Genomic DNA, 20,860 nt, shown 5'->3' with positions numbered 1-20,860 from the left:
CCGCGCCTCACACGCTGGAGTACGCCACCACGCCGCGCAGCACCGCGTCCTGCGCCTTGCGGGCCGCCGAGCGCAGCGCCGGGCGCGGGGCCGCCTGGGCCAGCTGGTCGAGCACGTCCACCACCTGCTTGCACCAGCGCACGAAGTCGCCGGCGGCGATGTCCGTGCCGCGCAGCACCGCGTCCAGGCCCCGGCCCGACGCCCACCGGTGCACCGGCGCGACCAGCCCGAGGTCGATCTCCCCGGTGGCGTCCAGCCCGTGCGTCTCCTCCAGGTCCGTCACCTGCGACCACACCCGCACGGTGGCGTCGAGCGCCTGCGCCAGCCGGCCCTGCGGCCCGCCGGGCACGTACGGGTCCGTCGCCTCCTCCCGGCGCCCGGAGTACACGACCGTGGAGACCGCCGCGGCCAGCCCGGCCGGGTCCAGCCCGTCCCACACCCCGCGGCGCAGGCACTCGGCCAGCAGCAGGTCGCTCTCGGCGTACAGCCGCCGCAGCCACCGCCCGTCCGTGGTCACCCGCATCCCCGCGGAGCGCTCCGCCGAGCCCTCGACCCGCTCCAGGTAGCCGAGGGTCAGCAGCACCTCGCAGGTGCGGTCGAACGTGCGCGCCACCGACCCGGTCCGGTTCGCGATCCGCGACACCAGCCGGTCGTGCTCCGCCTTGAGCCGGTCCCACCGCTCGGCCCACCGGGCGTGGTCGTCGCGGTCGGGGCAGGCGTGGCACGGGTGCGCCCGCAGCGCGGCGCGCAGGCTCTGCAGCTGCCGGTCGCTCGCGGCGTCGCCGCGCCTGCCGGGCCCCTCACCGGGCCGCGGCGCTCGCGGCCCGTGGCCGGTGCCGGCGTCGTCCCGGAACGCGCCGAGGGCCGTGCGCATGCTGGAGGCCAGGTCGCGCCGGGCGTCGGGGCGCCGGGCGTTGAACGCCTTGGGGATCCTGACCTTCGTCACCACGGTGACGCCGCCGGGGGCGTCGGCGAGGGTGAGCTTCTTGACCTGCCGCTCCTGGGTGAGCACGGTGGGCCGCGGCCCGTCGAACCCGCGCTCGTCCTGGCCCGGGTCGAGCACGACGACGTACCCGCGCCGCCGCCCGCCGGGCACCTCGACGACGTCGCCGCGGCGCAGCCGCTCGAACGAGGCGACGGCCTCGGCCCGGCGCTTGCCGGACGCGGCGCGGGACAGCTCCTTCTCCCGCTCGCCGATCTGCCGGCGCAGGTCCATGTACTGCGCGAAGTCGCCCTGGTCGCACGTCATGGCCTTGGCGTAGCCGTCGAGCGCCTCGGCGTGCGCCTGCGCCTGCTTGGCCAGGCCGACGACGCCGCGGTCGGCCTGGAACTGGGCGAACGACGTCTCGAGCACCTCGCGAGCGCGGTCGCGCCCGACCTGGGCGACGAGGTTGACGGCCATGTTGTACGTGGGCCGGAAGCTCGAGCGCAGGGGGTACAGGCGGCGCGAGGCGAGGCCGGCCAGGGCGACCGGGTCGAGGCCGGAGTGGTCGACGACGACGGCGTGCCCCTCGACGTCGATGCCGCGGCGCCCGGCGCGGCCGGTGAGCTGGGTGTACTCGCCGGGCGTGACCGGCTGGTGGGCGGTGCCGTCCCACTTGACGAGCTTCTCCAGCACCACCGAGCGCGCCGGCATGTTGATGCCGAGCGCGAGCGTCTCGGTGGCGAACACGACCTTGACCAGGCCGCGGGCGAACAGCTCCTCGACGGTCTCCTTGAACACCGGCAGCAGGCCGGCGTGGTGGGCGGCGATGCCGCGGGCCAGCGCCTGCTGCCAGGTCCAGTAGCCCAGCACGTCGAGGTCCTCGGCGGGGATGGTGGCCGTGCGCTCCTCGACGATGCGGCGGATCTCGGCCTCCTCCTGCGGGGAGGTCAGCCGCAGCCCGGCCTGCAGGCACTGCTGCACGGCGCCCTCGCACCCGGCGCGGGAGAAGATGAAGTAGATCGCCGGCAGCAGCGCGTCGGCGTCGAGCGCGTCGACGACGGCGAAGCGCGGCGGCGTGCGCCGCTGCGGCGCCAGGCCGGCGGCCCCGGCGCCCCGCTTGGCGCGCGGCGCGACGCCGCGGCCGCGGTAGCCCCGGTCCCCGCGTCCCGAGCCGGCCCGGTCGTCGCCGCGGCGCCCGGCCACCCGGAAGTACTCGGCGAGCTCGGGGTTGATCGGCGGGTTGGGTCCCGGGTCGGTGGGGTCGACGTGCCCGGCGTACAGGTCCATCAGGCGCGGCACGCCGCGCGGGCCGCCCTCACGGGAGGAGACGATCACGTGCTGCCACAGCGGCACGGGGCGGCGCTCGGAGACGACGACGGCCGTGTCGCCGCGGACCATCTCGAGCCAGTCGCCGAACTCCTCGGCGTTCGACACGGTGGCCGACAGCGACACGAGCTGCACGTGGTCGGGCAGGTGGATGATCACCTCTTCCCAGACCGGGCCGCGGAACCGGTCGGCGAGGTAGTGCACCTCGTCCATCACGACGTAGGCGAGCCCGTCGAGGGTGGACGAGCCGGCGTAGAGCATGTTGCGCAGCACCTCGGTGGTCATCACGACCACGGGCGCCTCACCGTTGATCGTGGTGTCCCCCGTGAGCAGCCCGACCTGGTCGGCGCCGTGGCGGCGGGCGAGGTCGGCGTACTTCTGGTTGCTCAGCGCCTTGATCGGCGTGGTGTAGAACGCCTTGCCGCCGCGGGTGAGGGCCAGGTGCACCGCGAACTCGCCGACGACGGTCTTGCCGGCGCCCGTGGGGGCCGCCACGAGCACGCCGCGGCCGTCCTCGAGGGACTGGCACGCCTCGACCTGGAAGTCGTCGAGCTCGAAGCCCAGCTCGCTGCGGAAGCGCTCGAGCTGGGTGCCGGAGCCGGCGCGGGAACGGGCGGAGCGGGCCCGCGCCGCGGCGTACCGCTCGGCGGGGCTGGCCTGGTCGGAGCGGGCGTCGGCGGTCATGTCCGCCAGCCTACGGGCGACGGCTGCACCCGCAGGTCACGGGTACCGCGCGGCGGGTGCCGCCGTCGTCCGTCAGGCCGGCCCGGTGCTCAGGGCCCGGTGGTGAGGGCCTCGGCGACCCGCTTGCGGTCCACGCGCCGGTCGTGCAGCACGGCCAGGCCGAGCGCGGCGAAGTACAGCACGCAGATGGGCAGCGCCACGAAGATCATCGTCAGCGCGTCCGGGGTCGGCGTCATCACCGCGGCGAACACGAACGCGATCAGCACCGCCCAGCGCCAGCCCTTGCCGAGGGTCTCGTGGCGCAGCAGGCCGGCCATGTTGAGGCCGGTCAGCACCACCGGGGACACGAACGCCAGGCCGAACGCGAGCACCAGCCGCATCACGAAGCTCAGGTAGCCCTGGGCGTCGGTGAAGTTGGTCGCGCCCTGGGGCACGAAGCCGGCGAGGATGTCGACGGCGTGCGGCAGGACCCACCAGGCGAGCGCGGCGCCGCCGAGGAACAGCGGCACCGCGGCGCCGAGGAAGCCGTAGGCGTACCCGCGCTCGCGCCGGGTCAGGCCCGGCGTGATGAACGCCCACAGCTGGAAGAGCCACCAGGGGCACGACACGATGACGCCCAGGAACAGCGCGACCTTGACCTTCATGTCGAGCGCGGACGCCATGCCCGTGAAGTTCAGGGCGATGGTCTTGTCCTGCTCCTGCGCCGCGACCCGCAGCGGCTCCTGGAGCGCCTCGAGCAGCGGCTCGTAGAGGACCCAGCCGGCCACGCCTCCGACGACGAGGCCGCACGCGACCAGGAAGAGCCGCTTGCGCAGCTCGAGCAGGTGCTCGCGCAGGGGCATCCGCCCCTCGGGGTCCCGGGACTTGCCGGGCACCGCCTACGCCCTGGGCTTGTTCGGGTCGACCAGACCCGGGACCTGCGACGAGCCGCCGGCGCCGGCCGCGGGCGGCGGCGTGGTGGCGGGGGGCGTGCTCGACACCGTGCCGCCCGGCACGTGGGTGGACGGCGTCGTCCCGGCCGGAGCCTCGTTCGAGTCGTTGAGCTTGCCGTCGTCGGTGAGGTCCTTGACCTCGCTCTTGAAGATCTTGAGCGACTGGCCGACGCTGCGGGCCAGGTCGGGCAGCCGGCGCGCCCCGAACAGCAGCAGGATCACGACCACCAGCACGATGATGTGCCAGGGCTTGAGCATGCCCATGAGATTGGCTCCTCGTCCTCGTCAGTCCCACGGTTCGCGGGTCCGTCGAATCCCACCCTACGCGGTCGGGATGGACGCGGAGGTGACCTGCGGGTGACGTCCAGGTGTCCGAGGTGTACCAGGTGCACCAGGTGTCCGAGGTGTCCCGGCGCCGGTCAGGACCGGGCGCGCTGCGCGGCGCGGGCCGCGCGGCGCCCGGCGAGCCAGCCGTCGAGGGACCAGGTCTGCGCGACGGCGCGGTGGCGCGCGCGCCGCGCCTCGGCCCGCTCCGCCCGCGCCAGGCGCAGGTCGGCGACCCGGTCGTGCAGGTCGGTCGGGTCGTCGAACATCGTCGCGCGGATCTCGGGCGCGGCGGCCTCCGCCTCGGCGACCGCCTGGGAGATGCGCGCGGAGGCGGCGTCGAGCGCCGCGGACGCCCGGGACAGCTCGGCCCCGAGCCGCCTCGCCCTGCGCCACAGGTCGCGGCCCAGGAGGGCGGCGCCCACCAGGGTGGCGACCACGAGCACCGACCACACCGCGAACCACATGGCGGTCAGCCTACGGTCTCGTCGCCGCCGGACCCGTCAGCGGCGGGCCCGGCGGTCCGCTCGTCGCCGGCCGGCGGGGCGAGCACCGCCGCCGACACGGCGGCGTAGGCGTCGAGCGCCTCGCGGGCGGCGCCGGCGACGTCCCGGGCGACCTCCGACGGCTCCACCGAGCGCACGTGCGCGGCGTTGGCGAGCAGCAGGCCGCGCAGCCACGCGGGGTTGGTGACGCGCACCCGCACCTCGAACGACCCGTCGGGCAGGTCGCGCACCGACTCGGTGGGCACCTCCTCGGCGACCCAGCGCGCGGGCGAGGCGAGCACCACGGTCGCGGTCGTGGTGGCGGTCGCGGGGTCCGCCACGGACTGGGCGATGTCCAGGCCGACCTCGGGCTCGGCGGCCAGCGCGCGCCCGGCCGCGGACACCGGGGCCTCGAGCACCTCGGCGGCCAGGATGCGGTCCATGCGGAACGTGCGCCGCCCCTGGGCGCGGTGGCACCACGCCACGAGGTAGGAGGACTCGTCCTGGGTGAGCAGCCGCACGGGGTCGACCTCCCGCTCCCCCGTGACGTCCGCGGCGTTGACGTAGCGGATGCGCAGCCGACGCCCCTGGGCCAGCGCGGCGGTCACGGCCCGCAGCACCTCCGGGTCGCCGTCGGGCGCCAGGCGCACGTCCACGGCGTGCGCGGCCTCGCCCGTCGCCGTCGTGAGCTTCTCCAGCGCGGAGGCGACGAGCTCGCGGCGCTCGCGGTCGGCCTGGACGACCGGCGACTCGAGCATCGCTCGCAGCGCGGCCACGAGGGCCACGGCCTCGCGGGTGCCCAGCCGCAGGGGCCGGGTCATGCCGCGGGCGTTGGTCAGGTGCACCATGCCGCGCTCGGCGGCGTCGGCGTCGAAGTCGATGAGGTCGTGGGGCCAGTACCCGGGCGTGCCGGTGACCCACAGCTGGTCGACGTCGTCGCGGATCTGCGCCTCGCTCACCCCGAAGTGCTGCGCGAGCTGCGCCACGGGCACCGGGCCGCGCGCGTCGAGGTAGGCCACGAGGCCCAGCAGCCGCACCAGGCGGTCGTCCGCGCGCTCAGCCACGGTCCTGCTCCTTCCCTGCGCCGGCGCCTGCGTCCGTGGCAGCGTCGCTGTCCGTGGGGGGGTCCGCCAGGGCGGCGGCCGCGTGCAGGCGCCGCAGCACCTCGGTGCGCAGCTCCGGCGGGTCGAGCACGACGACGGCGGAGCCGTAGCCGGCCAGCTCCTCGGCGGCGGTGGTCAGCGACGTGAACGGCACGGCCAGCAGGTCCCGGTCCGGCGGGGGCGGCGGCACCGGCGCGGGCAGGTCCCCGGCCCCCAGCACGCGCGCCCGGGCCCGCACGGCCGAGGCGCGCTCCGGCACGACGGCGAGCACCGCGGTGCGCTCGCGGCCCGTGCGCGCCCCGAGCAGCGCGTCGACGTCGAGGTCCTCGGGGATCTGGAACGCCCCGGCCGCGGCGGTCAGGCGCACGCGCCCCTCGATGCGGGACAGGCGGAACACCCGCGGCGCCTGCCGGCCGCGGTCCCAGCCCACCAGGTACCACCCGCCGCGCCGCGCGGCGATCCGCCACGGCTCCACCTCGCGCGAGCTGATCTGGCCCGTGCTCGCCGCCCGGTACCGGAAGTGCACGGGACGCCGCTCGGTCACGGCGTCGAGCAGCGGCCCGTAGGCGTCGCCCACGGCCCGCACACGCGGGGTCAGGCCGGCCATCGCGTCCGACGCCGCCTCCCCCGCCCCGGCCGCGCGCAGCTTCGTCATCGCACGCGAGATGTCGGTGCGCAGCGTCTTGTCGGACCACAGCTGCGCGGCCAGCGCCAGCACGCCGAGCTCCGCGGGCGTGAGGTCGACCGGCGGCAGCGCGTAGGCGTCGTTGTCGATCCGGTAGCCGACCTCCTCGCTGTGCCCGCCCGGGTCGACAGTCACGATGGGCACGCCCAGCGCGCGCAGCGCGTCCTTGTCGCGCTCGAACATCCGTTCGAAGGCGTCCACGGACGGCGCGTCGCCGTACCCGGCCACCCCGCGGCGGATCTGCTGCTTGGTCATGGCCGCGCTGGTGTTCACCAGGGCGATGACGAGGTTGAGGAGGCGCTCGGCGGGGGGCGTCGACGACGACGCGCCCAGAGCGCCGGAGGGCTGGTCGGAGGGGTTCGCGGGCATCAGGGAACACGGTATCCGCCGGTAGCCTTCCTGGCGTGATCACTTGGCGGACCGGCACCGTGGTGTCGCAGGGCAGGACCTGGGGTGACGGCGCGGCGGGCGCCCGCGAGCTGGAGACGGTGCTCGACGCCGTCCTGCCGGGGCGCGAGACCGCCGGCGCGGAGGGGCTGCGCGTGCGGGCGCTCGCGTACACCGCGCTCGTCGGCGACTACGCCGCCGGCGACCGCCTGCTCCTCAACTGCTCGGCGCTCGCCCGCGGCCTGGGCACCGGGGGCTACGCCCTCGTCGTCGGCCCCGCCGGCGACACCCCCCTGCCGCCCGACCCTCCCGCGGGGCCCGGCCACCTCGTCAAGGCCCGCTACACCCCGCTGCAGGCGATGGTGCTCGGCGTCGACGAGCAGGAGTCCGCCCACCACCACCTGCTGGCCGAGGCCGACGACCTCGACGGCATGCCCGTCGTCGTCGCCGACCTGCACTCCGCCCTGCCGGCCGTCGTCGCCGGCACGCGGCACGCCGCCCACCTCGCCGGGCGGCCCGCGCCCCGGGTCGCCTACGTCATGACCGACGGCGGGGCCCTGCCCGCGGCCTTCTCCCGCACCGTCGCCACCCTGCGCGAGCGCGGCTGGCTCGAGGCCACCGTCACCGTCGGGCAGGCCTTCGGCGGCGACCTCGAGGCCGTCACCGTGCACACCGGCCTCCTCGCCGCCCGCCACGTCGTCGGCGCCGACATCGCCGTCGTCGCCCAGGGACCCGGCAACCTCGGCACCGGCACCCGCTGGGGCTACTCCGGCGTCGCCGCGGGCGAGGCCGTCAACGCCGCCGCCGCCCTGCGCGGCCGGCCCGTCGCCTCCCTGCGCGTCTCCGGCGCCGACCCCCGCGACCGCCACCTCGGCGTCTCCCACCACTCCCTGACCGCCTACGGCCGCGTGGCGCTCGCGGCCGCCGACGTCGTCGTCCCCCGGCCCGCGCCCGAGCTCGAGGGGCTGCCCGGATGGGGCGCCGCCCTCACCACCCGGGTGCGCGACCAGGCCGCGGGCCTCGTCGGCCTCGACCAGGTCCACCGCCTCGTCGAGGTCGCCGCCGGCCCGGACCTCCTGGCCGCCCTGCGCGACTCGCCCGCGCGCCTGTCGACGATGGGCCGCGGCCTCGAGGACGACCCTGCCGCCTTCGTCGCGGCCGCCGTCGCCGGCGTCCACGCCGCGGCGCTCGCGGACGAGGCCCCCGGCGGGCGCTGAGGCGGGCGTCGGCGCAGGCCCCGAGACGGCGCGGTCGCGAACCGCGGCTGCCGGGACCAGGATGGTTCGGTCAGCCGAAGCCGATCGAGGGAGGAATCGATGCCGGTCCCCCGTTACACCGTCCCGTCGCTCACCCCGGAGCAGGGCGGCCAGGTCGCCGAGATCCTGCAGGGCCGCCTGCACTCGCTGAACGACCTGCACCTGACGCTCAAGCACATCCACTGGAACGTGGTGGGCCCGAACTTCATCGGGGTGCACGAGATGCTCGACCCCCAGGTGGACGCCGTCCGGGCGATGGTGGACGAGATCGCCGAGCGCATCGCGACCCTGGGCGTCGCCCCGCAGGGCACCCCGGGCGCGCTGGTCGCCGCACGGACCTGGGAGGACTACCACCTGGGCCGCGCCACCGCGATCGAGCACCTCGGGGCGCTCGACGAGGTCTACCAGGGCGTCATCACCGACCACCGGAAGGCCGCCGCGGACACGGAGGAGCTCGACGCCGTCACCAACGACATGCTGATCGGGCACCTCAGCGACCTCGAGCAGTTCCACTGGTTCGTGCGCGCGCACCTCGAGTCCGCGTCCGGTGAGCTCGCCACGGGCGACGCGACCAGCGAGCTCGAGGCGGCGCGGCGCGCCAAGAAGGCGGGCTGAGCCGCCGCGGCGGGCGCTATCGTCCGGCCATGCCCGACGACGTGCCCGCCGCCTTCACGATCCGCGCGTACGACGTGGGCGACCGCGACGCGGTCGCCCACGTCTGCGTCTGCACCGCCGCGGGCGGCCAGGACGCCCGCGGGCTCTACTCCGACGACGCGCTGATGCCCGACGTGTACGCCCTGCCGTACGTCGAGCACTCCCCTGACCTGGCGTTCGTCGTCACGACGGACGACGCCGGCGACGACGCCGGTGGCCGGGTGGTCGGCTACGTGCTGGGGGTGGCGGACACCGCGGCGTTCGTCGCGTGGTGGGAGCGCGTCTGGACGCCCCGCTTCCGGGCGGCGCACCCCGCCGTCGGCGCCCCGACCGGGCGGAGCCCGAGGTACGCGGAGGCCGACCTGCTGCGCGACGGCGCCGACCCGCAGCGCATGCTCCGGAGCCTCACCGCCGCGGAGCTGCAGGCCTTCCCCGCGCACCTGCACATCGACCTGCTGCCCGAGGCGCAGCGCCAGGGCCTCGGGCGCCGGCTGCTCGACACGCTCCGGCAGGCGCTGGCCGCACGCGGCGTGCCCGGCGTGCACCTCGGGTACGACCCGGCCAACACCTCGGCCCGGGCGTTCTACGACCGCTACGGGTTCGTCGAGCTGCCCTCGCACCGCCCGGACGCCCCGCTGCTGGGGATCGCGACGAGCTGAGGCCCCCGCTCGTCGGGGCTGGTGTTCCCGACCGCGGCGGGACTCCTGTGCGGTGGGATCGCTTGGCACACTATTTATCGCGAGTCAGCGGACGGACGGCCGGGGTCGCCGGAGCGGTCGGCGGCGCGCCCCGCTCAGGAGCCCCCCGCGCCGGCGCCCCCGGTGCCGTGCGTGTCCGCCGCCGGCACGACGTCCCGCCCGGGGGCGGGCACCCCCGCCTCGGTCCACGCCCGGCGCACCTGCTCGAACCGGGTCGGCAGGGGTGGCCGCAGGGCGCCGTAGCGGGCGTTCGTGCGGTACGCGAACCGCCGCCAGGAGAGCACCAGCCCCTGCTTGGTGATGGGCAGCCCGCTGGCGACCGTCGTGCCGTTGTCGTGGGTGTGGTGGACCGTCAGCAGCAGCGCCCGGGGCACCGAGCCCTCGAGCTCCGCGGCGAGCTCCTCGCGGACGTCCATCCAGTGCCGCAGCACCAGCACCACCTCGGGCGGGACCCGGTGCAGGCGCGGCGCGCGGTGCTTGCCGTGCCGCACCAGCACGCTCCCCTCCCCCGGGCGCGGCCCGGCGGGCCCGAGGTCGAGGTCCTCGACCCGCACGCGCAGCAGGTCCCCGTAGCGGGCCCCCGTGGCGCGCACCAGGCCGGCCACCACGGCGAGGCGGACGGTCTCCGGCTTCGACCCCGTCCGCAGCGCCTCGACGCCCAGCTCGCGCCAGACCCACTCCGCCTCGTCGAGCGACACCGGCGGGCGCGGGTACCGGGCGCCGGCGTCGCCGCCAGGGGCGGGCCCCCCGCCCTCCGGGGCCGCCTGCGGGTGCTCGTCGCGCGTCGCCATGGACCCCATTCTGCGCTTGGCACACTTTTTCGTCCAGTGCAGCCCCATGCGGTGCCGCCGCGCCGATAGGCTCGACGGGTGAGCCAGGCAGCCCTCCCGTCGACGATCGCCGCCGCCGTGGACCACGAGCTGGTGATCAAGAAGTCGCGGTTCCTGGCCCACCTCGCGCCGGTGTCCTCCGTGGCGGAGGCCGACGCCGTGGTCGCCCGGGTCCGCAAGGGGTCGTGGGACGCGCGGCACCACTGCGTCGCCCTGGTCGTGGGCCCGCACGCGGAGCAGCAGCGCTCCACGGACGACGGCGAGCCGTCGGGCACGGCCGGCGTGCCGATGCTCGAGGTGCTGCGCCACCGGGCCGTGACCGACGTGGTGGCCGTCGTGACCCGCTACTTCGGCGGCGTCCTGCTCGGTGCCGGCGGGCTCGTGCGCGCCTACTCCTCCGCGGTCTCCGAGACCCTCGACCGGGCGCGGGTCGTGCGCCGGCAGGTGCTCACCGAGGTCATGCTCGAGGTGCCGCACGCCGACGCCGGCCGCCTCGACAACGTGCTGCGGGAATGGGCCGCCCAGCACGGCGCCGTGCTGGGCGGCACCGAGTACGGCGCGGCCGCCCGGTTCACCCTGCTCGTGCCGCCGGACGCGGTGGCGCGGCTCGCCGACGACGTCGCGGCGGCGACGGCGGGCGCGCTGGTGCCGCGGCCCGGTGCGAGCCGCGTCGTCGACGTGCCCGCCTGACCCGCTCCCCAAGTGCCTTGTGGGTACAGGACACGCCGTGCGGATCGCGATCCGCACGGCGTGTCCTGTACCCACAGAGCGAGGGCGTCAGGCCTGGACGCCCTCCCCCGTGACGCGGGCGCCGTCGGGCACGGTCGCCGGCTCGTCGGCGTCCGGCAGGGCGGCGTCGCCCTCGACCACGACGCCGGACCCGAACGTCCAGTCACCCTCGACGGTCAGCGAGCGGGCGCCCACCAGCGACGGGGCGCCGGACGGGAACCGCTCGTCGAACCGCCCGATGGTCTTGTAGGCGCCCGACAGCCTGACCAGCGGCGCGGGCACGCGGGCGACGAGGCGGAAGGCGTCGGTGAGCTCGTAGACGTCGGAGCGCAGCACGAGCAGGTCGTTGGTCGTCTTGACCGGCAGGAACCGCTCGCGGCCCACCTCGATCGCCGTCGCCCCCTCGAACACGGCCACCGCCGCGCCCATGGCGGACTCGATCTGCACGACCTTCGGCGTCGCGGGGTCGGCCGGGTCGGCGGTCTTCTCGTTGCGGATCAGCGGCAGCTCGAGCACGCCGCCGGTACGCTCGAGCTCGGCCGCCAGCGCCTCGAGGTCGAACCAGAGGTTGTTGGTGTGGAAGTACGGGTGCCGCTCGGGGTCGAGCGAGACGTCCAGGTCGTCCGGGTGCGTCTGAGCGGTCTCGCGCTGCACGATCCGCCCGTCGGCCTTGCGCACCACCAGCTGGCCGCCCTTGACGTCGGCCGGGGTCTTGCGGCTCATCTCCGCGGCGTACGGCGCGCCGGACGCGGCGAACCAGCCGGCGATGGCGGCGTCGGGCGCCGCGCCGAGGTTGTCCGAGTTCGACACGCTGGCGTACCGGAAGCCCGCGTCGAGCAGCGCGCGCACGACGCCCGCCGCGTGCAGCGCCGGGTACAGGTCGCCGTGGCCGGGCGGGCACCACTCGAGCTCCGGGTCGTCCGGCCACTCCAGCGGCTCGAGGGTGTCGGCGAGCAGCCGCGGCTCGCGGTTCTGCAGGAAGTCCAGCGGCAGGCCGTCGACGGCGAGGTCGTCGTAGCGGCCGAGCGCCGCCAGCGAGTCGTCCTGGGTGCGGAAGGAGTTCATCAGGATCAGCGGCAGCCGGGCGCCCGTGGCCGCCCGGGCCGCGCGGACCTGGCCCACGAGGACGTCGAGGAACGTGAGCCGCTCGCCGTCGCGCTCGCGCACCGGCAGCAGCGACTTGGCCCTGTCCATGCCCATGGACGTCCCGAGGCCGCCGTTGAGCTTGATGATCGCGGTCTTCGCGAGCGCCGCGGCGGCCTCGTCGGGGTCGATGTCGAGGTCGGCGTGCCGGGGCAGGTCGCGCAGCGGCTCGACGTCGTCCTCCCTGACCAGGCCGCTGGCGCCCGACTCCAGCAGCCGGTAGAAGCGGGAGAAGGTGTCGATCGCGGCGGGCGCGACGCCCGCGTCGGTCATCTTCTGGCGTGCCAGCTCGAGTCCACGGTCGCTCATGTCCCGCACCCTATCGGCGCAGGCCGGGACGCACCGGACGACCGGGCGGCCGGCGCGGGCCGGTGGTGCGCGGCCGGGCGGCGCTCACGCGAACCGGGACGGGTCTCCCGCGCCGACGCGGACCACCTCGGGGTAGCCCTCGGACCAGTCGACCACCGTCGTGGGAGCGGCGAGCACCTCCCCCGCGTCGACGACGGCGTCGAGCACGTGGTCGAGCTCCTCCTTGATCCGCCACCCGTCGGCGAGGGGCTCCTCCTGCCCGGGCAGCAGGAGCGTGGACGACAGCAGCGGCTCGCCCAGCTCCCGCAGCACGGCCTGGGCGACGGCGTTGTCGGTGATGCGCACGCCCACGGTCTTCTTCTTCGGGTGCGCCAGGCGCCGCGGCACCTCCTCGGTGGCGGGCAGGACGAAGGTGTACGGCCCGGGCGTGGCCGCCTTGATCGCGCGGAACGCGGCGGTGTCGAGGCGCACGAGGGGGCCGAGCTGGGCGAAGTCCGCGCACACCAGGGTGAAGTGGTGGCGCGCGTCGAGCCGCCGCACCTGCCGGATCCGGTCGGTGCCGTCGTGGTAGTCCATGCGGCACCCGAGGGCGTAGCCGGAGTCGGTGGGGTACGCCACGAGGGCGCCCTCGCGCAGCATCGCGGTGACCTGGCCGACGGCGCGGGCCTGCGGGTTGACGGGGTGGACGTCGAAGTAGCGGGCCATCTCCCGGAGCCTAGGGGCGGGCGGTCACGCCCGCAGCGCCCGCACCAGCTCGGCCTCGGCGGCGTTGCCGCCGCTGCACACGACGCCCACGGTGCGGCCGGCGAACCGGTCCGGGTGGGCCAGGACGGCCGCGAGCGCCGCGGCGCCGGCGCCCTCCGCGACGGTGCGCGCGCCGGTGAGGTACAGCCGCTGCGCGGCGGCGATCTCGTCGTCGCTCACCAGCAGGAAGTCCGCCAGCGCGGCACGCATCACGTGCTGGGTCAGCGCGAATCCCGTGCCGACCGCCAGGCCCTCGGCCCGCGTGGCGTTGGGCCGGGCGAGCAGCTCGCCCGCGGCCCAGGAGTCGTGCGCGGCCGGCGAGGCCGCCGACTGCACGCCGACGACCTGGACCTGCGGCGCGAGCGCCCGGGCCACCAGGCAGGCGGCCGCCGCGCCCGACCCGCCGCCCACGGGCACCACGAGCACGTCCAGGTCCGGCGCCTGCTGCAGCAGCTCCCACGTGGCCGTGGCGACGCCCGCCACGAGCGCCGGCTCGTTGGCGGCCCCGACCAGCCGCGCGCCCGTCTCCCCCGCCACGGCCTCGGCGCGGACGCGGGCGTCGTCGAACGTCGCCCCGTGCAGCAGCACCCGGGCGCCGAGCGCCCGCACGGCGCGCTCCTTGACGGGGTTGGGCCGCTCGGGCATGACGATCGTGCAACCCGTGCCGGTGCGCCGGGCCGCGTAGGCCAGCGCCTGGGCGTGGTTGCCCGTGGAGTAGGCGACGATGCCCCGCGCCCGCGCCGCGGCGTCGAAGCCGAGCAGCAGGTTGAGGGCGCCGCGGACCTTGAACGCCCCGGTGTGCTGGAGGTTCTCGTGCTTGACGACGACGGCGGTGCCCGCCGTCGCGTCCACCTCCGCGTAGCGGGCGACCGGGGTCCGCACGACGAGGCCCTCGAGCCGGGCCTGCGCCGCAAGGACGTCGCGCAGCGTCGGCGGCCGGAGCCCGGGTGCCGGACCGGGCGACGGGGCGGCGGACGGGGCGACGGAGGAGGCGGAGGAGGAGGCGGCGGCCGGGCCGGGCGACGGGGTGGCGCTGCTCATGTCCTCCACGATCCTCGCGCCCGACCCATAGGTCCAATACCTTTCCTGCGCCGGATGCATCGGCACTGCTGATGGATCGCTAGCCTGGGGGCATGGCAGCCGATCTCGACCTCACCCGCCTGCGCGTCCTGGCGGCCGTGGCGCGCACCGGGTCGGTGACCGCCGCCGCCCGCGAGCTGCACTACGCCCAGCCGTCGGTGAGCCATCACCTGGCCCGGCTCGAGGCCGAGGCCGGGATCCCGCTGCTGCAGCGTGTGGGCCGCGGGGTGCGGCTCACCGAGGCCGGCCGGCTGCTCGCCGCTCGCGCCGACGAGATCCTCGGGCGCGTGGAGGGGGCTCGGCGTGAGCTCGACGCGCTGGCCGGCCTGCGGGCCGGCCGGGCCCGGCTGGCCGCGTTCCCCTCCGCGCTCGCCACCCTCGTGCCCGCGGCGATGGCGGCCCTGGTGCGCGACCACCCGGGGCTGGGCGTCGGCCTGGTCGAGGCGGAGCCGCCCGAGGCGGTGGAGGCGCTGGCCGCCGGCGACGTCGACGTCGCACTCGTCTTCGAGCACACCGACGCCGTGCAGGCCCGCGGCATCGAGGACCTCTCCCGGTTCGAGGTCACCCCCGTGCTCGACGAGCCGGTGCACCTGGTGCGCCCGGCCGCGGGCCTCGCCGGCGGCGGGCGGCCGGCCGACGGGGTGCTCGCCGGCGGGACCCCCGGCGACGGCCGCGCCGCCCTCGCCGCCCTCGCCGACGCCGACTGGATCGCCGGGTGCGCCCGCTGCCGCGCCGACCTCGTCGCCCGCTGCGCCGCCGCCGGGTTCGCCCCGCGCATCGCGTTCGAGACCGACGACTACGTGGCCGTGCAGGCCCTCGTCGCCGCCGGCACCGGGATCAGCCTGCTGCCCGAGCTCGCGGTGCGCGCCCACCGGCACCCCGGCGTCGTCACCGAGCCGCTGCCCGGGGCGACGCGGCGCGTGCTCGCGCTCACCGTCGGGGCGCCCACGCCCCCCGCCCGCGAGCTCGTGGCGCGCCTCGTCGTCGCCGGCGCCCACGCCACCCCCGCGGCGGCCTGACCCCGGCCGCCGTCCCGGCGGCGCGCGCCCGCTCTCACCCGGGGCGGTCCGATCCCGCACCCGGCGGGTGCGCCGCACCGCCCTACCGTGGGTGGCATGCTCCTGGACCGGCCGGCCTGGCCCGTCGCCTGGCTCGCGTGGTGGGCCACCGACGACTACGACGTCGCGCGCGAGGTGCTGCAGCGCGGCGTCGCCGCCCTGCTGCTGCTGGCCTTCGTCCAGGCGCTGCTGCAGTTCCGCCCGCTGCTGGGCGACCACGGCCTGCTGCCGGTGCCCCGCTTCACCGCCCAGGTGCGGTTCTGGGACGCGCCGTCGCTGTTCCACCTGCGCTACAGCGACCGGCTGCTCGTCGTCGTGGCGTGGCTCGGCGTGGCCGGCTCGGCGAGCGTCGTCGTCGGCCTGCCGCAGGCCGGCCCGTGGTGGGTGCCCGCGATCGTCTTCCTCCTGCTGTGGGCCGCCTACCTCTCGATCGTCAACGTGGGACAGCGGTTCTACGGCTTCGGCTGGGAGATGCTGCTGTGCGAGATGGCGTTCCTGGTCGCCTGGCTCGGCGCGCCCGGGGTGCCCGTGGCGCTCGGGGCGGTGCTGGCCGCCCGCTGGCTGCTGTTCCGCCTCGAGCTGGGCGCCGGGCTCATCAAGTGGCGCGGCGACCGCGCCTGGCGCGACCTGACCGCCCTCGACTACCACCACGAGACCCAGCCCATGCCCGGTCCGCTCAGCTGGCACGCCCACCACCTGCCGCGCTGGTGGCACCGCACCGAGGTGGTGGGCAACCACGTCACCCAGCTGCTCGTGCCGTGGCTGCTGTGGCTGCCGCAGCCGCTGCCCTCCGTCGCGGGGATCGTGGTCGTGCTCACCCAGGGCTGGCTGGTGCTGACCGGCAACTTCGCCTGGCTCAACTGGGCGGCGATCGTGCTCGGCGCCGCCATGGTGTCCGACGGCGTGTGGCGGGCGCTGCTCGGCCGGCTGCCGGTCGTGCCCGACGCCGCGGGCTCCGCGGGCGGCGCCGCGGCCCCCGGGCCGGGGGCGGACGTCACCGCCGGCGTGCCGGGCGCCTACGTCGTCGCCGTCTCGCTCGTGCTCCTGGTGCTGCTGGCGCTGTCCGTGCGGCCCGCGCGCAACCTCGCCTCACGACGGCAGAAGATGAACGCCAGCTTCGAGCCGCTGCGCCTGGTCAACGCCTACGGGGCGTTCGGGTCCGTGACGCGGCGCCGCGACGAGGTGGTGGTCGAGGGCTCCGCCGCCGTGCGCCCCGGCCCGGACGACTGGCAGGAGTACGACTTCCGCGGCAAGCCGGGCGACGTGCACCGGCGCCCGCCGCAGGTGGCGCCGTACCACCTGCGGCTGGACTGGCTGATGTGGTTCATCCCGCTCGGCTCGGGCGGCCTGCTGTGGTTCGAGCGGTTCCTGGTCCGGCTGCTCGAGGCCGACCCCGCGACGCTGCGGCTGCTGCGCCGCGACCCGTTCGACGGGCAGCCGCCGCGGTGGGTGCGCGTGCGGCTGTTCCGCTACCGGTTCACCACGCCCGACGAGCGGCGCCGCGGCGGCGGGTGGTGGGTGCGCCACGAGATCACCACGCTCGTCGACCCGGTCAGCCTCGCGACGCTCGGCGCGGCCGCCCGCCGCTGACGACCGGGACGCGTCACACGAGCGAGTCGCGCCACGCGGCGTGCAGCCGCGCGAACCGCCCGTCGAGCGCCACGAGCTCGTCCGGCGTGCCGTCCTCGACCACGCGCCCGTGCTCCATCACCAGCACCCGGTCGGCGATGGCCACCGTGGACAGCCGGTGGGCGATGATGATCGCCGTCCGGTCGGCCAGCAGCGTCTGCAGGCCGCGCTGCACCAGCCGCTCGCCGGGGATGTCGAGCGAGCTGGTGGCCTCGTCGAGGACCAGCACCGCCGGGTCGGCGAGGAACGCCCGCGCGAACGACAGCAGCTGCCGCTGCCCCGCCGAGACCCGGCCGCCGCGCTTGTTGACGTCCGTGTCGTAGCCCTCGGGCAGGGCCGTGACGAACTCGTGCGCGCCGACGGCGCGCGCCGCGGCCTCGACCTGCGCCTGCGAGGCGCCCGGGCGGCCCAGAGCGATGTTGTCCCGCACCGACCCGCTGAACAGGTACGCCTCCTGCGTCACCATGACCACGGCACGGCGCAGGTCCGGCGTCGACAGGTCCCGCACGTCGACGCCGTCGAGCAGCACGCGGCCCTCGCTGGCGTCGTAGAACCGCGTGACGAGCTTGGCGAGCGTCGACTTGCCGGCGCCGGTGGTGCCGACCAGGGCGACGGTCTGCCCGGCCGGGATCGTCAGGTCGAGGTCGGGCAGCACCACGGGCCCGTCGCCGTACCGGAAGGTCACGTGGTCGAGCCGCAGCTCGCCGCGCGCGGCGCGCAGCCCCACGGGCCGCGCGGGCTCGACGACGGTGGGCTCCTCGGCCAGCAGCGCCGACACCTTCTCCAGCGCCGCCGCGGCGGACTGGAAGGCGTTGTAGAACATCCCGACCTGCTGGATCGGCTGGAAGAAGCGCTTGACGTACAGCAGCGCCGCGACCAGCACGCCGACGTCGAGGCTGCCCTCGAGCACCCGCCAGCCGCCGTAGGCCAGCGCCGCGACGACGGTGAGGTTGCCGATGAGCACCAGGCCCGGCTGGAAGCGGCCGTTGAGCGAGAACGTGGCGAGGTTCGCCTCGCGGTAGTCCTCGGCCAGCGCGCCGTAGTCGCGGTCCGTCGTCGCCTCGCGGCGGAAGGCCTGCACGGCGCGCATCCCGGTCATCGTCTCGACGAACTTCACGATGACCCGCGCCGAGGCCGTGCGTTGGCGGCGGTAGAACACCTGCGAGCGCTTCTGGAACCACCGCGTCAGCGCCAGCGCGGGCAGGAACGACACCGCCAGCACCAGGCCGGAGCGCCAGTCCAGCAGCGCCAGGCTCACCGCGGTGAACACCATGACCAGCAGCGACGACACCACGCCGGTCAGGCCGCCGTCGAGCAGCTCGCGCAGCGCCTCGAGGTCCGACGTCTGCCGCGAGATGATCCGGCCCGAGGTGTAGCTCTCGTGGAACTCCAGGCTCAGGCGCTGCGTCTGGCGGAACACCCGCCGGCGCAGCTCCAGCAGCACCGCCTGGGAGATCGCGGCGGCCTGGCGCACGTACGCGCCGTTCGCGAGCCCGCCCACCACCGCGGCGAGCAGGAACAGCCCGCCGTAGACGGCCAGCGGTGCCGGGTCGCCGTCGTCGAGCGCCGGCAGCGCGTGGTCGATCGTCACGGCGACGAGCGCGGGGCCGGCCACCTGGCCGAGCGTCGAGGCCACGACGAGCGCGCCCGCCCAGCCCAGCCGGCCCCGGTGCGGGCGCAGCAGGTCGCCGAGCAGGCGCAGCGACCGCGAGCGCGCCTCCCGGGACTCCTCGCCGGTCAGCGGCGCGTCCGGGGACCCGTCCTGCGGGCCGTCCTGCGGGCCGTCCTGCGGGCCGTCCTTGTGCCCCGTGGCGGTCGTGCTCACAGCCGTGCTCCCGTCGCCTCGTCGTCGAGCGTGGTCTCGCGGGTCGTCGCCGCGTCCCCGCCGTCGCCGTCCACCCCGTCGCCCGGCGCGTCCAGCGCGCCCACGCCGTGCTCGGCGGCGTCGTCCTCGAGGCTGGAGATGACGTAGCGGTAGTGCGGGTCGGTGGCCAGCAGGTGCGAGTGCGTGCCGACGGCGGTGACGCGCCCGTCCCGCAGGACGGCCACGCGGTCGGCCAGCGCCACCGTGGACGGCCGGTGGGCGATGATCAGCGAGGTGGTGCCGGCGAGCACGTCCCGCAGCCGCGCGGTGACCGCCTCCTCCGTCGCGACGTCCAGCGCCGACAGCGGGTCGTCCAGCACCAGCACGCGCGGGCGGGCGGCGATGGCGCGGGCCAGGGCCAGGCGCTGGCGCTGGCCGCCCGACAGCGACAGCCCCTCCTCGCCGATCCGGGTGTCGAGACCGTGCGGCAGGTCGTCGACGAACCCGGCCTGCGCCACCTCCAGCGCCTCGCGCAGCCGCCGCTCGCGCTCCGCCGCGGGCAGCGCGTCGTCGACCCCGAGCAGCACGTTCTCGCGCACCGAGGCGGAGAACAGGGTCGGGTCCTCGAAGGCCACCGCCACGGCGCGGCGCACGTCGGCGCGGCGCATCCGGCGCACGTCGACGCCGTCGAGCTCGACCGCGCCGCCGGTCACGTCGTACAGGCGCGGGACGAGCATGGCGAGCGTGGACTTGCCCGAGCCGGTGAGGCCGACCAGGGCCGTGGTGGTGCCCGCCGGCAGCTCGAGGTCCAGGTGGTCCAGGACGGGCGCGCCGTCGTCGTCGTGGCGGAACGTCACGTCGCGCAGCACGACCCGGCCCGCGGGGCGGTCCGGCACCTGCGGGTCCGGCGGGTCGGTCAGCGGGTTGGCCGTGTCGACGACCTCGAAGAACCGGTCGACGGCGGTGCGCGCGTTGAGGGTCATCGACAGGGTCATGCCCAGGTCGACGACCGGGCCGTTGATCACGGCGGCGGTGGCGAAGAACGCCGTCAGGGCGCCCACGGTGATCTGGTCGGTGTGCGCCAGCCAGGCGCCGAGGACCAGGCAGACCGCCAGGGTCGCCTCGGGGATGAGCGTGAGGGACACGTTGATGCGCGCCTGCTGCCCGGCCTTGGCCAGCTCGGTGCGCCGCAGCTCCTCCGCCTGGCCGGTGAACTGGTCCAGCGCGTCACGGCCGCGGCCGAACGCCTTGAGCACCCGGATGCCGTGCACGGACTCCTCGACGGCGGTGGCGAGGTCGCCCGCCTGGTCCTGGGAGCGGCGCGAGATGGCGCGGAAGCGCCGCGAGAAGCGGAACACGATCACCGTCACGGGGACCGCGCCCACGAGGTACACCAGGCCCAGCCACCCGGTCGTGGCCACGAGCAGCGCCACGCCCACGACGACGGTGGCGGTGCTGACCACCAGCTGCAGCAGGCCGAACACGAGCCACCGGCGCAGCAGGCCGAGGTCGCTCATGGAGCGCGACAGCAGCTGCCCGCCCGCCCAGCGGTCGTGGAACGCCACGGGCAGGTCCTGCAGGTGGCGGAACAGCACGCCGCGCATCACGGCCTCGACCCGCGTCCCGGGGAGCATCACGAGGCTGCGGCGCAGCAGGATGAGCCCGGCCTCGGCGAGGCCCAGGGCCAGCACGAGCGCCAGCGCGGACCACAGCGCCCCGGTGTCGTGGGCCTCGGCCCCCGCGGCGAGCGGCCCGTCGACGACGTGCTGCAGCACGCGCGGGATGGCCAGCGCGGCGAGCGAGGCGCCGAGCGCGGAGACCCCGCCGGCGACCAGGCGCGGCAGCGCGGGCCGGACGAACGGCAGCAGGCGGGCCAGGGCGCGGACCGTGGAGGCGTCGGCGCCGGGCGCGCCCGAACCTCGGAACGATTCGACGGTGGGCCGGGGACTCGGGTCTGCGGTATCCGGTGGCATCCCTCACATTCTGCACCCGACCGCCGACGTCCGTTGCCCGGGTCACACCGGCGACCTCCCCCGGACGCGCGACGGCCCCTCCCGCCGGGTGGCGGGAGGGGC

Annotated in this window: 18 protein-coding genes; 6 read left to right on the top strand and 12 right to left on the bottom strand. The window is 76.2% G+C overall.

Annotated features, from left to right (window positions below; genetic code table 11):
• Nucleotides 1–7: 7 nt before the first annotated feature.
• From U5M74_RS00800 to U5M74_RS00775, 6 genes are all read right to left on the bottom strand, one after another.
• On the bottom strand, nucleotides 8–2,935 hold the full coding sequence (locus U5M74_RS00800) for a DEAD/DEAH box helicase (RefSeq protein WP_410905230.1): 2,928 nt from the start codon (nucleotides 2,933–2,935) through the stop codon (nucleotides 8–10).
• 89 nt (nucleotides 2,936–3,024) lie between these two features.
• The gene (gene tatC, locus U5M74_RS00795) at nucleotides 3,025–3,777 is read right to left on the bottom strand and encodes a twin-arginine translocase subunit TatC (RefSeq protein ID WP_069984602.1); all 753 of its coding nucleotides are present in this window, start codon (nucleotides 3,775–3,777) and stop codon (nucleotides 3,025–3,027) included.
• Between the two features lie 36 nt (nucleotides 3,778–3,813).
• Nucleotides 3,814–4,131 (bottom strand): Sec-independent protein translocase subunit TatA, encoded by a 318-nt coding sequence (gene tatA / locus U5M74_RS00790; protein WP_410905228.1) that lies wholly within the window; start codon nucleotides 4,129–4,131, stop codon nucleotides 3,814–3,816.
• A 155-nt stretch (nucleotides 4,132–4,286) separates the two neighbouring features.
• Nucleotides 4,287–4,658, bottom strand: coding sequence for a hypothetical protein (locus U5M74_RS00785; RefSeq protein ID WP_410905226.1), 372 nt, complete (start codon nucleotides 4,656–4,658; stop codon nucleotides 4,287–4,289).
• Nucleotides 4,659–4,663: 5 nt separating this feature from the next.
• Complete coding sequence (locus U5M74_RS00780; protein ID WP_410905224.1) at nucleotides 4,664–5,740, bottom strand: helix-turn-helix transcriptional regulator; 1,077 nt, start codon at nucleotides 5,738–5,740, stop codon at nucleotides 4,664–4,666.
• Nucleotides 5,733–6,833 carry a helix-turn-helix transcriptional regulator gene (locus tag U5M74_RS00775; protein ID WP_410905222.1) on the bottom strand — a complete coding sequence of 367 codons (1,101 nt, stop codon included), beginning with the start codon at nucleotides 6,831–6,833 and terminating at the stop codon, nucleotides 5,733–5,735. The genes U5M74_RS00780 and U5M74_RS00775 overlap by 8 nt, the downstream gene beginning before the upstream one ends.
• A gap of 35 nt (nucleotides 6,834–6,868) precedes the next feature.
• Here U5M74_RS00775 and U5M74_RS00770 point away from each other — a divergent pair, with 35 nt between their 5' ends.
• From U5M74_RS00770 to U5M74_RS00760, 3 genes are all read left to right on the top strand, one after another.
• Nucleotides 6,869–8,068 (top strand): DUF3866 family protein, encoded by a 1,200-nt coding sequence (locus tag U5M74_RS00770; RefSeq protein ID WP_410905220.1) that lies wholly within the window; start codon nucleotides 6,869–6,871, stop codon nucleotides 8,066–8,068.
• A gap of 99 nt (nucleotides 8,069–8,167) precedes the next feature.
• Nucleotides 8,168–8,722 carry a Dps family protein gene (locus U5M74_RS00765; RefSeq protein WP_410905218.1) on the top strand — a complete coding sequence of 185 codons (555 nt, stop codon included), beginning with the start codon at nucleotides 8,168–8,170 and terminating at the stop codon, nucleotides 8,720–8,722.
• A 29-nt stretch (nucleotides 8,723–8,751) separates the two neighbouring features.
• Entirely contained in the window at nucleotides 8,752–9,420 is a 669-nt protein-coding gene (locus U5M74_RS00760; protein ID WP_410905216.1) for a GNAT family N-acetyltransferase, read from the top strand.
• Between the two features lie 134 nt (nucleotides 9,421–9,554).
• Here the strand turns inward: U5M74_RS00760 and U5M74_RS00755 are convergent, their stop codons facing one another.
• On the bottom strand, nucleotides 9,555–10,250 hold the full coding sequence (locus U5M74_RS00755) for a hypothetical protein (RefSeq protein ID WP_410905214.1): 696 nt from the start codon (nucleotides 10,248–10,250) through the stop codon (nucleotides 9,555–9,557).
• 78 nt (nucleotides 10,251–10,328) lie between these two features.
• On the opposite strand from U5M74_RS00755, the gene U5M74_RS00750 reads away from it, so the two are divergent.
• The gene (locus U5M74_RS00750; RefSeq protein WP_410905212.1) at nucleotides 10,329–10,979 is read left to right on the top strand and encodes an IMPACT family protein; all 651 of its coding nucleotides are present in this window, start codon (nucleotides 10,329–10,331) and stop codon (nucleotides 10,977–10,979) included.
• A gap of 87 nt (nucleotides 10,980–11,066) precedes the next feature.
• Here U5M74_RS00750 and U5M74_RS00745 read toward each other — a convergent pair whose 3' ends face one another.
• The 3 genes from U5M74_RS00745 to U5M74_RS00735 all read right to left on the bottom strand — a co-directional run bounded on the left by U5M74_RS00745 (nucleotide 11,067) and on the right by U5M74_RS00735 (nucleotide 14,255).
• A complete protein-coding gene (locus U5M74_RS00745; protein WP_410905210.1) occupies nucleotides 11,067–12,470 on the bottom strand; it encodes a UTP--glucose-1-phosphate uridylyltransferase in 1,404 nt (467 codons plus the stop codon).
• Nucleotides 12,471–12,554: 84 nt separating this feature from the next.
• On the bottom strand, nucleotides 12,555–13,175 hold the full coding sequence (locus U5M74_RS00740; RefSeq protein ID WP_410905208.1) for an L-threonylcarbamoyladenylate synthase: 621 nt from the start codon (nucleotides 13,173–13,175) through the stop codon (nucleotides 12,555–12,557).
• A 24-nt stretch (nucleotides 13,176–13,199) separates the two neighbouring features.
• Nucleotides 13,200–14,255, bottom strand: coding sequence for a threonine/serine dehydratase (locus U5M74_RS00735; protein WP_410905206.1), 1,056 nt, complete (start codon nucleotides 14,253–14,255; stop codon nucleotides 13,200–13,202).
• A gap of 92 nt (nucleotides 14,256–14,347) precedes the next feature.
• Between U5M74_RS00735 and U5M74_RS00730 the strand changes: the two genes are divergently transcribed.
• Nucleotides 14,348–15,313, top strand: coding sequence for a LysR family transcriptional regulator (locus U5M74_RS00730; protein ID WP_410905204.1), 966 nt, complete (start codon nucleotides 14,348–14,350; stop codon nucleotides 15,311–15,313).
• A gap of 96 nt (nucleotides 15,314–15,409) precedes the next feature.
• A complete protein-coding gene (locus U5M74_RS00725) occupies nucleotides 15,410–16,942 on the top strand; it encodes a lipase maturation factor family protein (protein ID WP_410905202.1) in 1,533 nt (510 codons plus the stop codon).
• A 13-nt stretch (nucleotides 16,943–16,955) separates the two neighbouring features.
• Here the strand turns inward: U5M74_RS00725 and U5M74_RS00720 are convergent, their stop codons facing one another.
• Complete coding sequence (locus U5M74_RS00720) at nucleotides 16,956–18,806, bottom strand: ABC transporter ATP-binding protein (RefSeq protein ID WP_410905200.1); 1,851 nt, start codon at nucleotides 18,804–18,806, stop codon at nucleotides 16,956–16,958.
• Nucleotides 18,803–20,758, bottom strand: a complete 1,956-nt coding sequence (locus U5M74_RS00715) for an ABC transporter ATP-binding protein (RefSeq protein WP_410905198.1) — start codon at nucleotides 20,756–20,758, stop codon at nucleotides 18,803–18,805. Before U5M74_RS00715 ends, U5M74_RS00720 begins: the two co-directional genes overlap by 4 nt.
• Nucleotides 20,759–20,860: the final 102 nt, after the last annotated feature.

Origin of the sequence: Puerhibacterium sp. TATVAM-FAB25 (assembly GCF_046535855.1) — a bacterium.
Lineage (GTDB): Bacteria > Actinomycetota > Actinomycetes > Actinomycetales > Cellulomonadaceae > Puerhibacterium > Puerhibacterium variabilis_A.
This window is presented reverse-complemented; position numbering and strand designations above follow the sequence as displayed.

Bases quoted from the DNA above. Each gene is read 5' to 3' on its own strand.
- U5M74_RS00800 (WP_410905230.1), bottom strand. From the start codon at position 2,935: ATGACCGCCGACGCCCGCTCCGACCAGGCCAGCCCCGCCGAGCGGTAC.
- tatC (WP_069984602.1), bottom strand. From the start codon at position 3,777: ATGCCCCTGCGCGAGCACCTGCTCGAGCTGCGCAAGCGGCTCTTCCTG.
- tatA (WP_410905228.1), bottom strand. From the start codon at position 4,131: ATGGGCATGCTCAAGCCCTGGCACATCATCGTGCTGGTGGTCGTGATC.
- U5M74_RS00785 (WP_410905226.1), bottom strand. From the start codon at position 4,658: ATGTGGTTCGCGGTGTGGTCGGTGCTCGTGGTCGCCACCCTGGTGGGC.
- U5M74_RS00775 (WP_410905222.1), bottom strand. From the start codon at position 6,833: ATGCCCGCGAACCCCTCCGACCAGCCCTCCGGCGCTCTGGGCGCGTCG.
- U5M74_RS00765 (WP_410905218.1), top strand. From the start codon at position 8,168: ATGCCGGTCCCCCGTTACACCGTCCCGTCGCTCACCCCGGAGCAGGGC.
- U5M74_RS00760 (WP_410905216.1), top strand. From the start codon at position 8,752: ATGCCCGACGACGTGCCCGCCGCCTTCACGATCCGCGCGTACGACGTG.
- U5M74_RS00755 (WP_410905214.1), bottom strand. From the start codon at position 10,250: ATGGCGACGCGCGACGAGCACCCGCAGGCGGCCCCGGAGGGCGGGGGG.
- U5M74_RS00745 (WP_410905210.1), bottom strand. From the start codon at position 12,470: ATGAGCGACCGTGGACTCGAGCTGGCACGCCAGAAGATGACCGACGCG.
- U5M74_RS00740 (WP_410905208.1), bottom strand. From the start codon at position 13,175: ATGGCCCGCTACTTCGACGTCCACCCCGTCAACCCGCAGGCCCGCGCC.
- U5M74_RS00735 (WP_410905206.1), bottom strand. From the start codon at position 14,255: ATGAGCAGCGCCACCCCGTCGCCCGGCCCGGCCGCCGCCTCCTCCTCC.
- U5M74_RS00730 (WP_410905204.1), top strand. From the start codon at position 14,348: ATGGCAGCCGATCTCGACCTCACCCGCCTGCGCGTCCTGGCGGCCGTG.
- U5M74_RS00725 (WP_410905202.1), top strand. From the start codon at position 15,410: ATGCTCCTGGACCGGCCGGCCTGGCCCGTCGCCTGGCTCGCGTGGTGG.
- U5M74_RS00715 (WP_410905198.1), bottom strand. From the start codon at position 20,758: ATGCCACCGGATACCGCAGACCCGAGTCCCCGGCCCACCGTCGAATCG.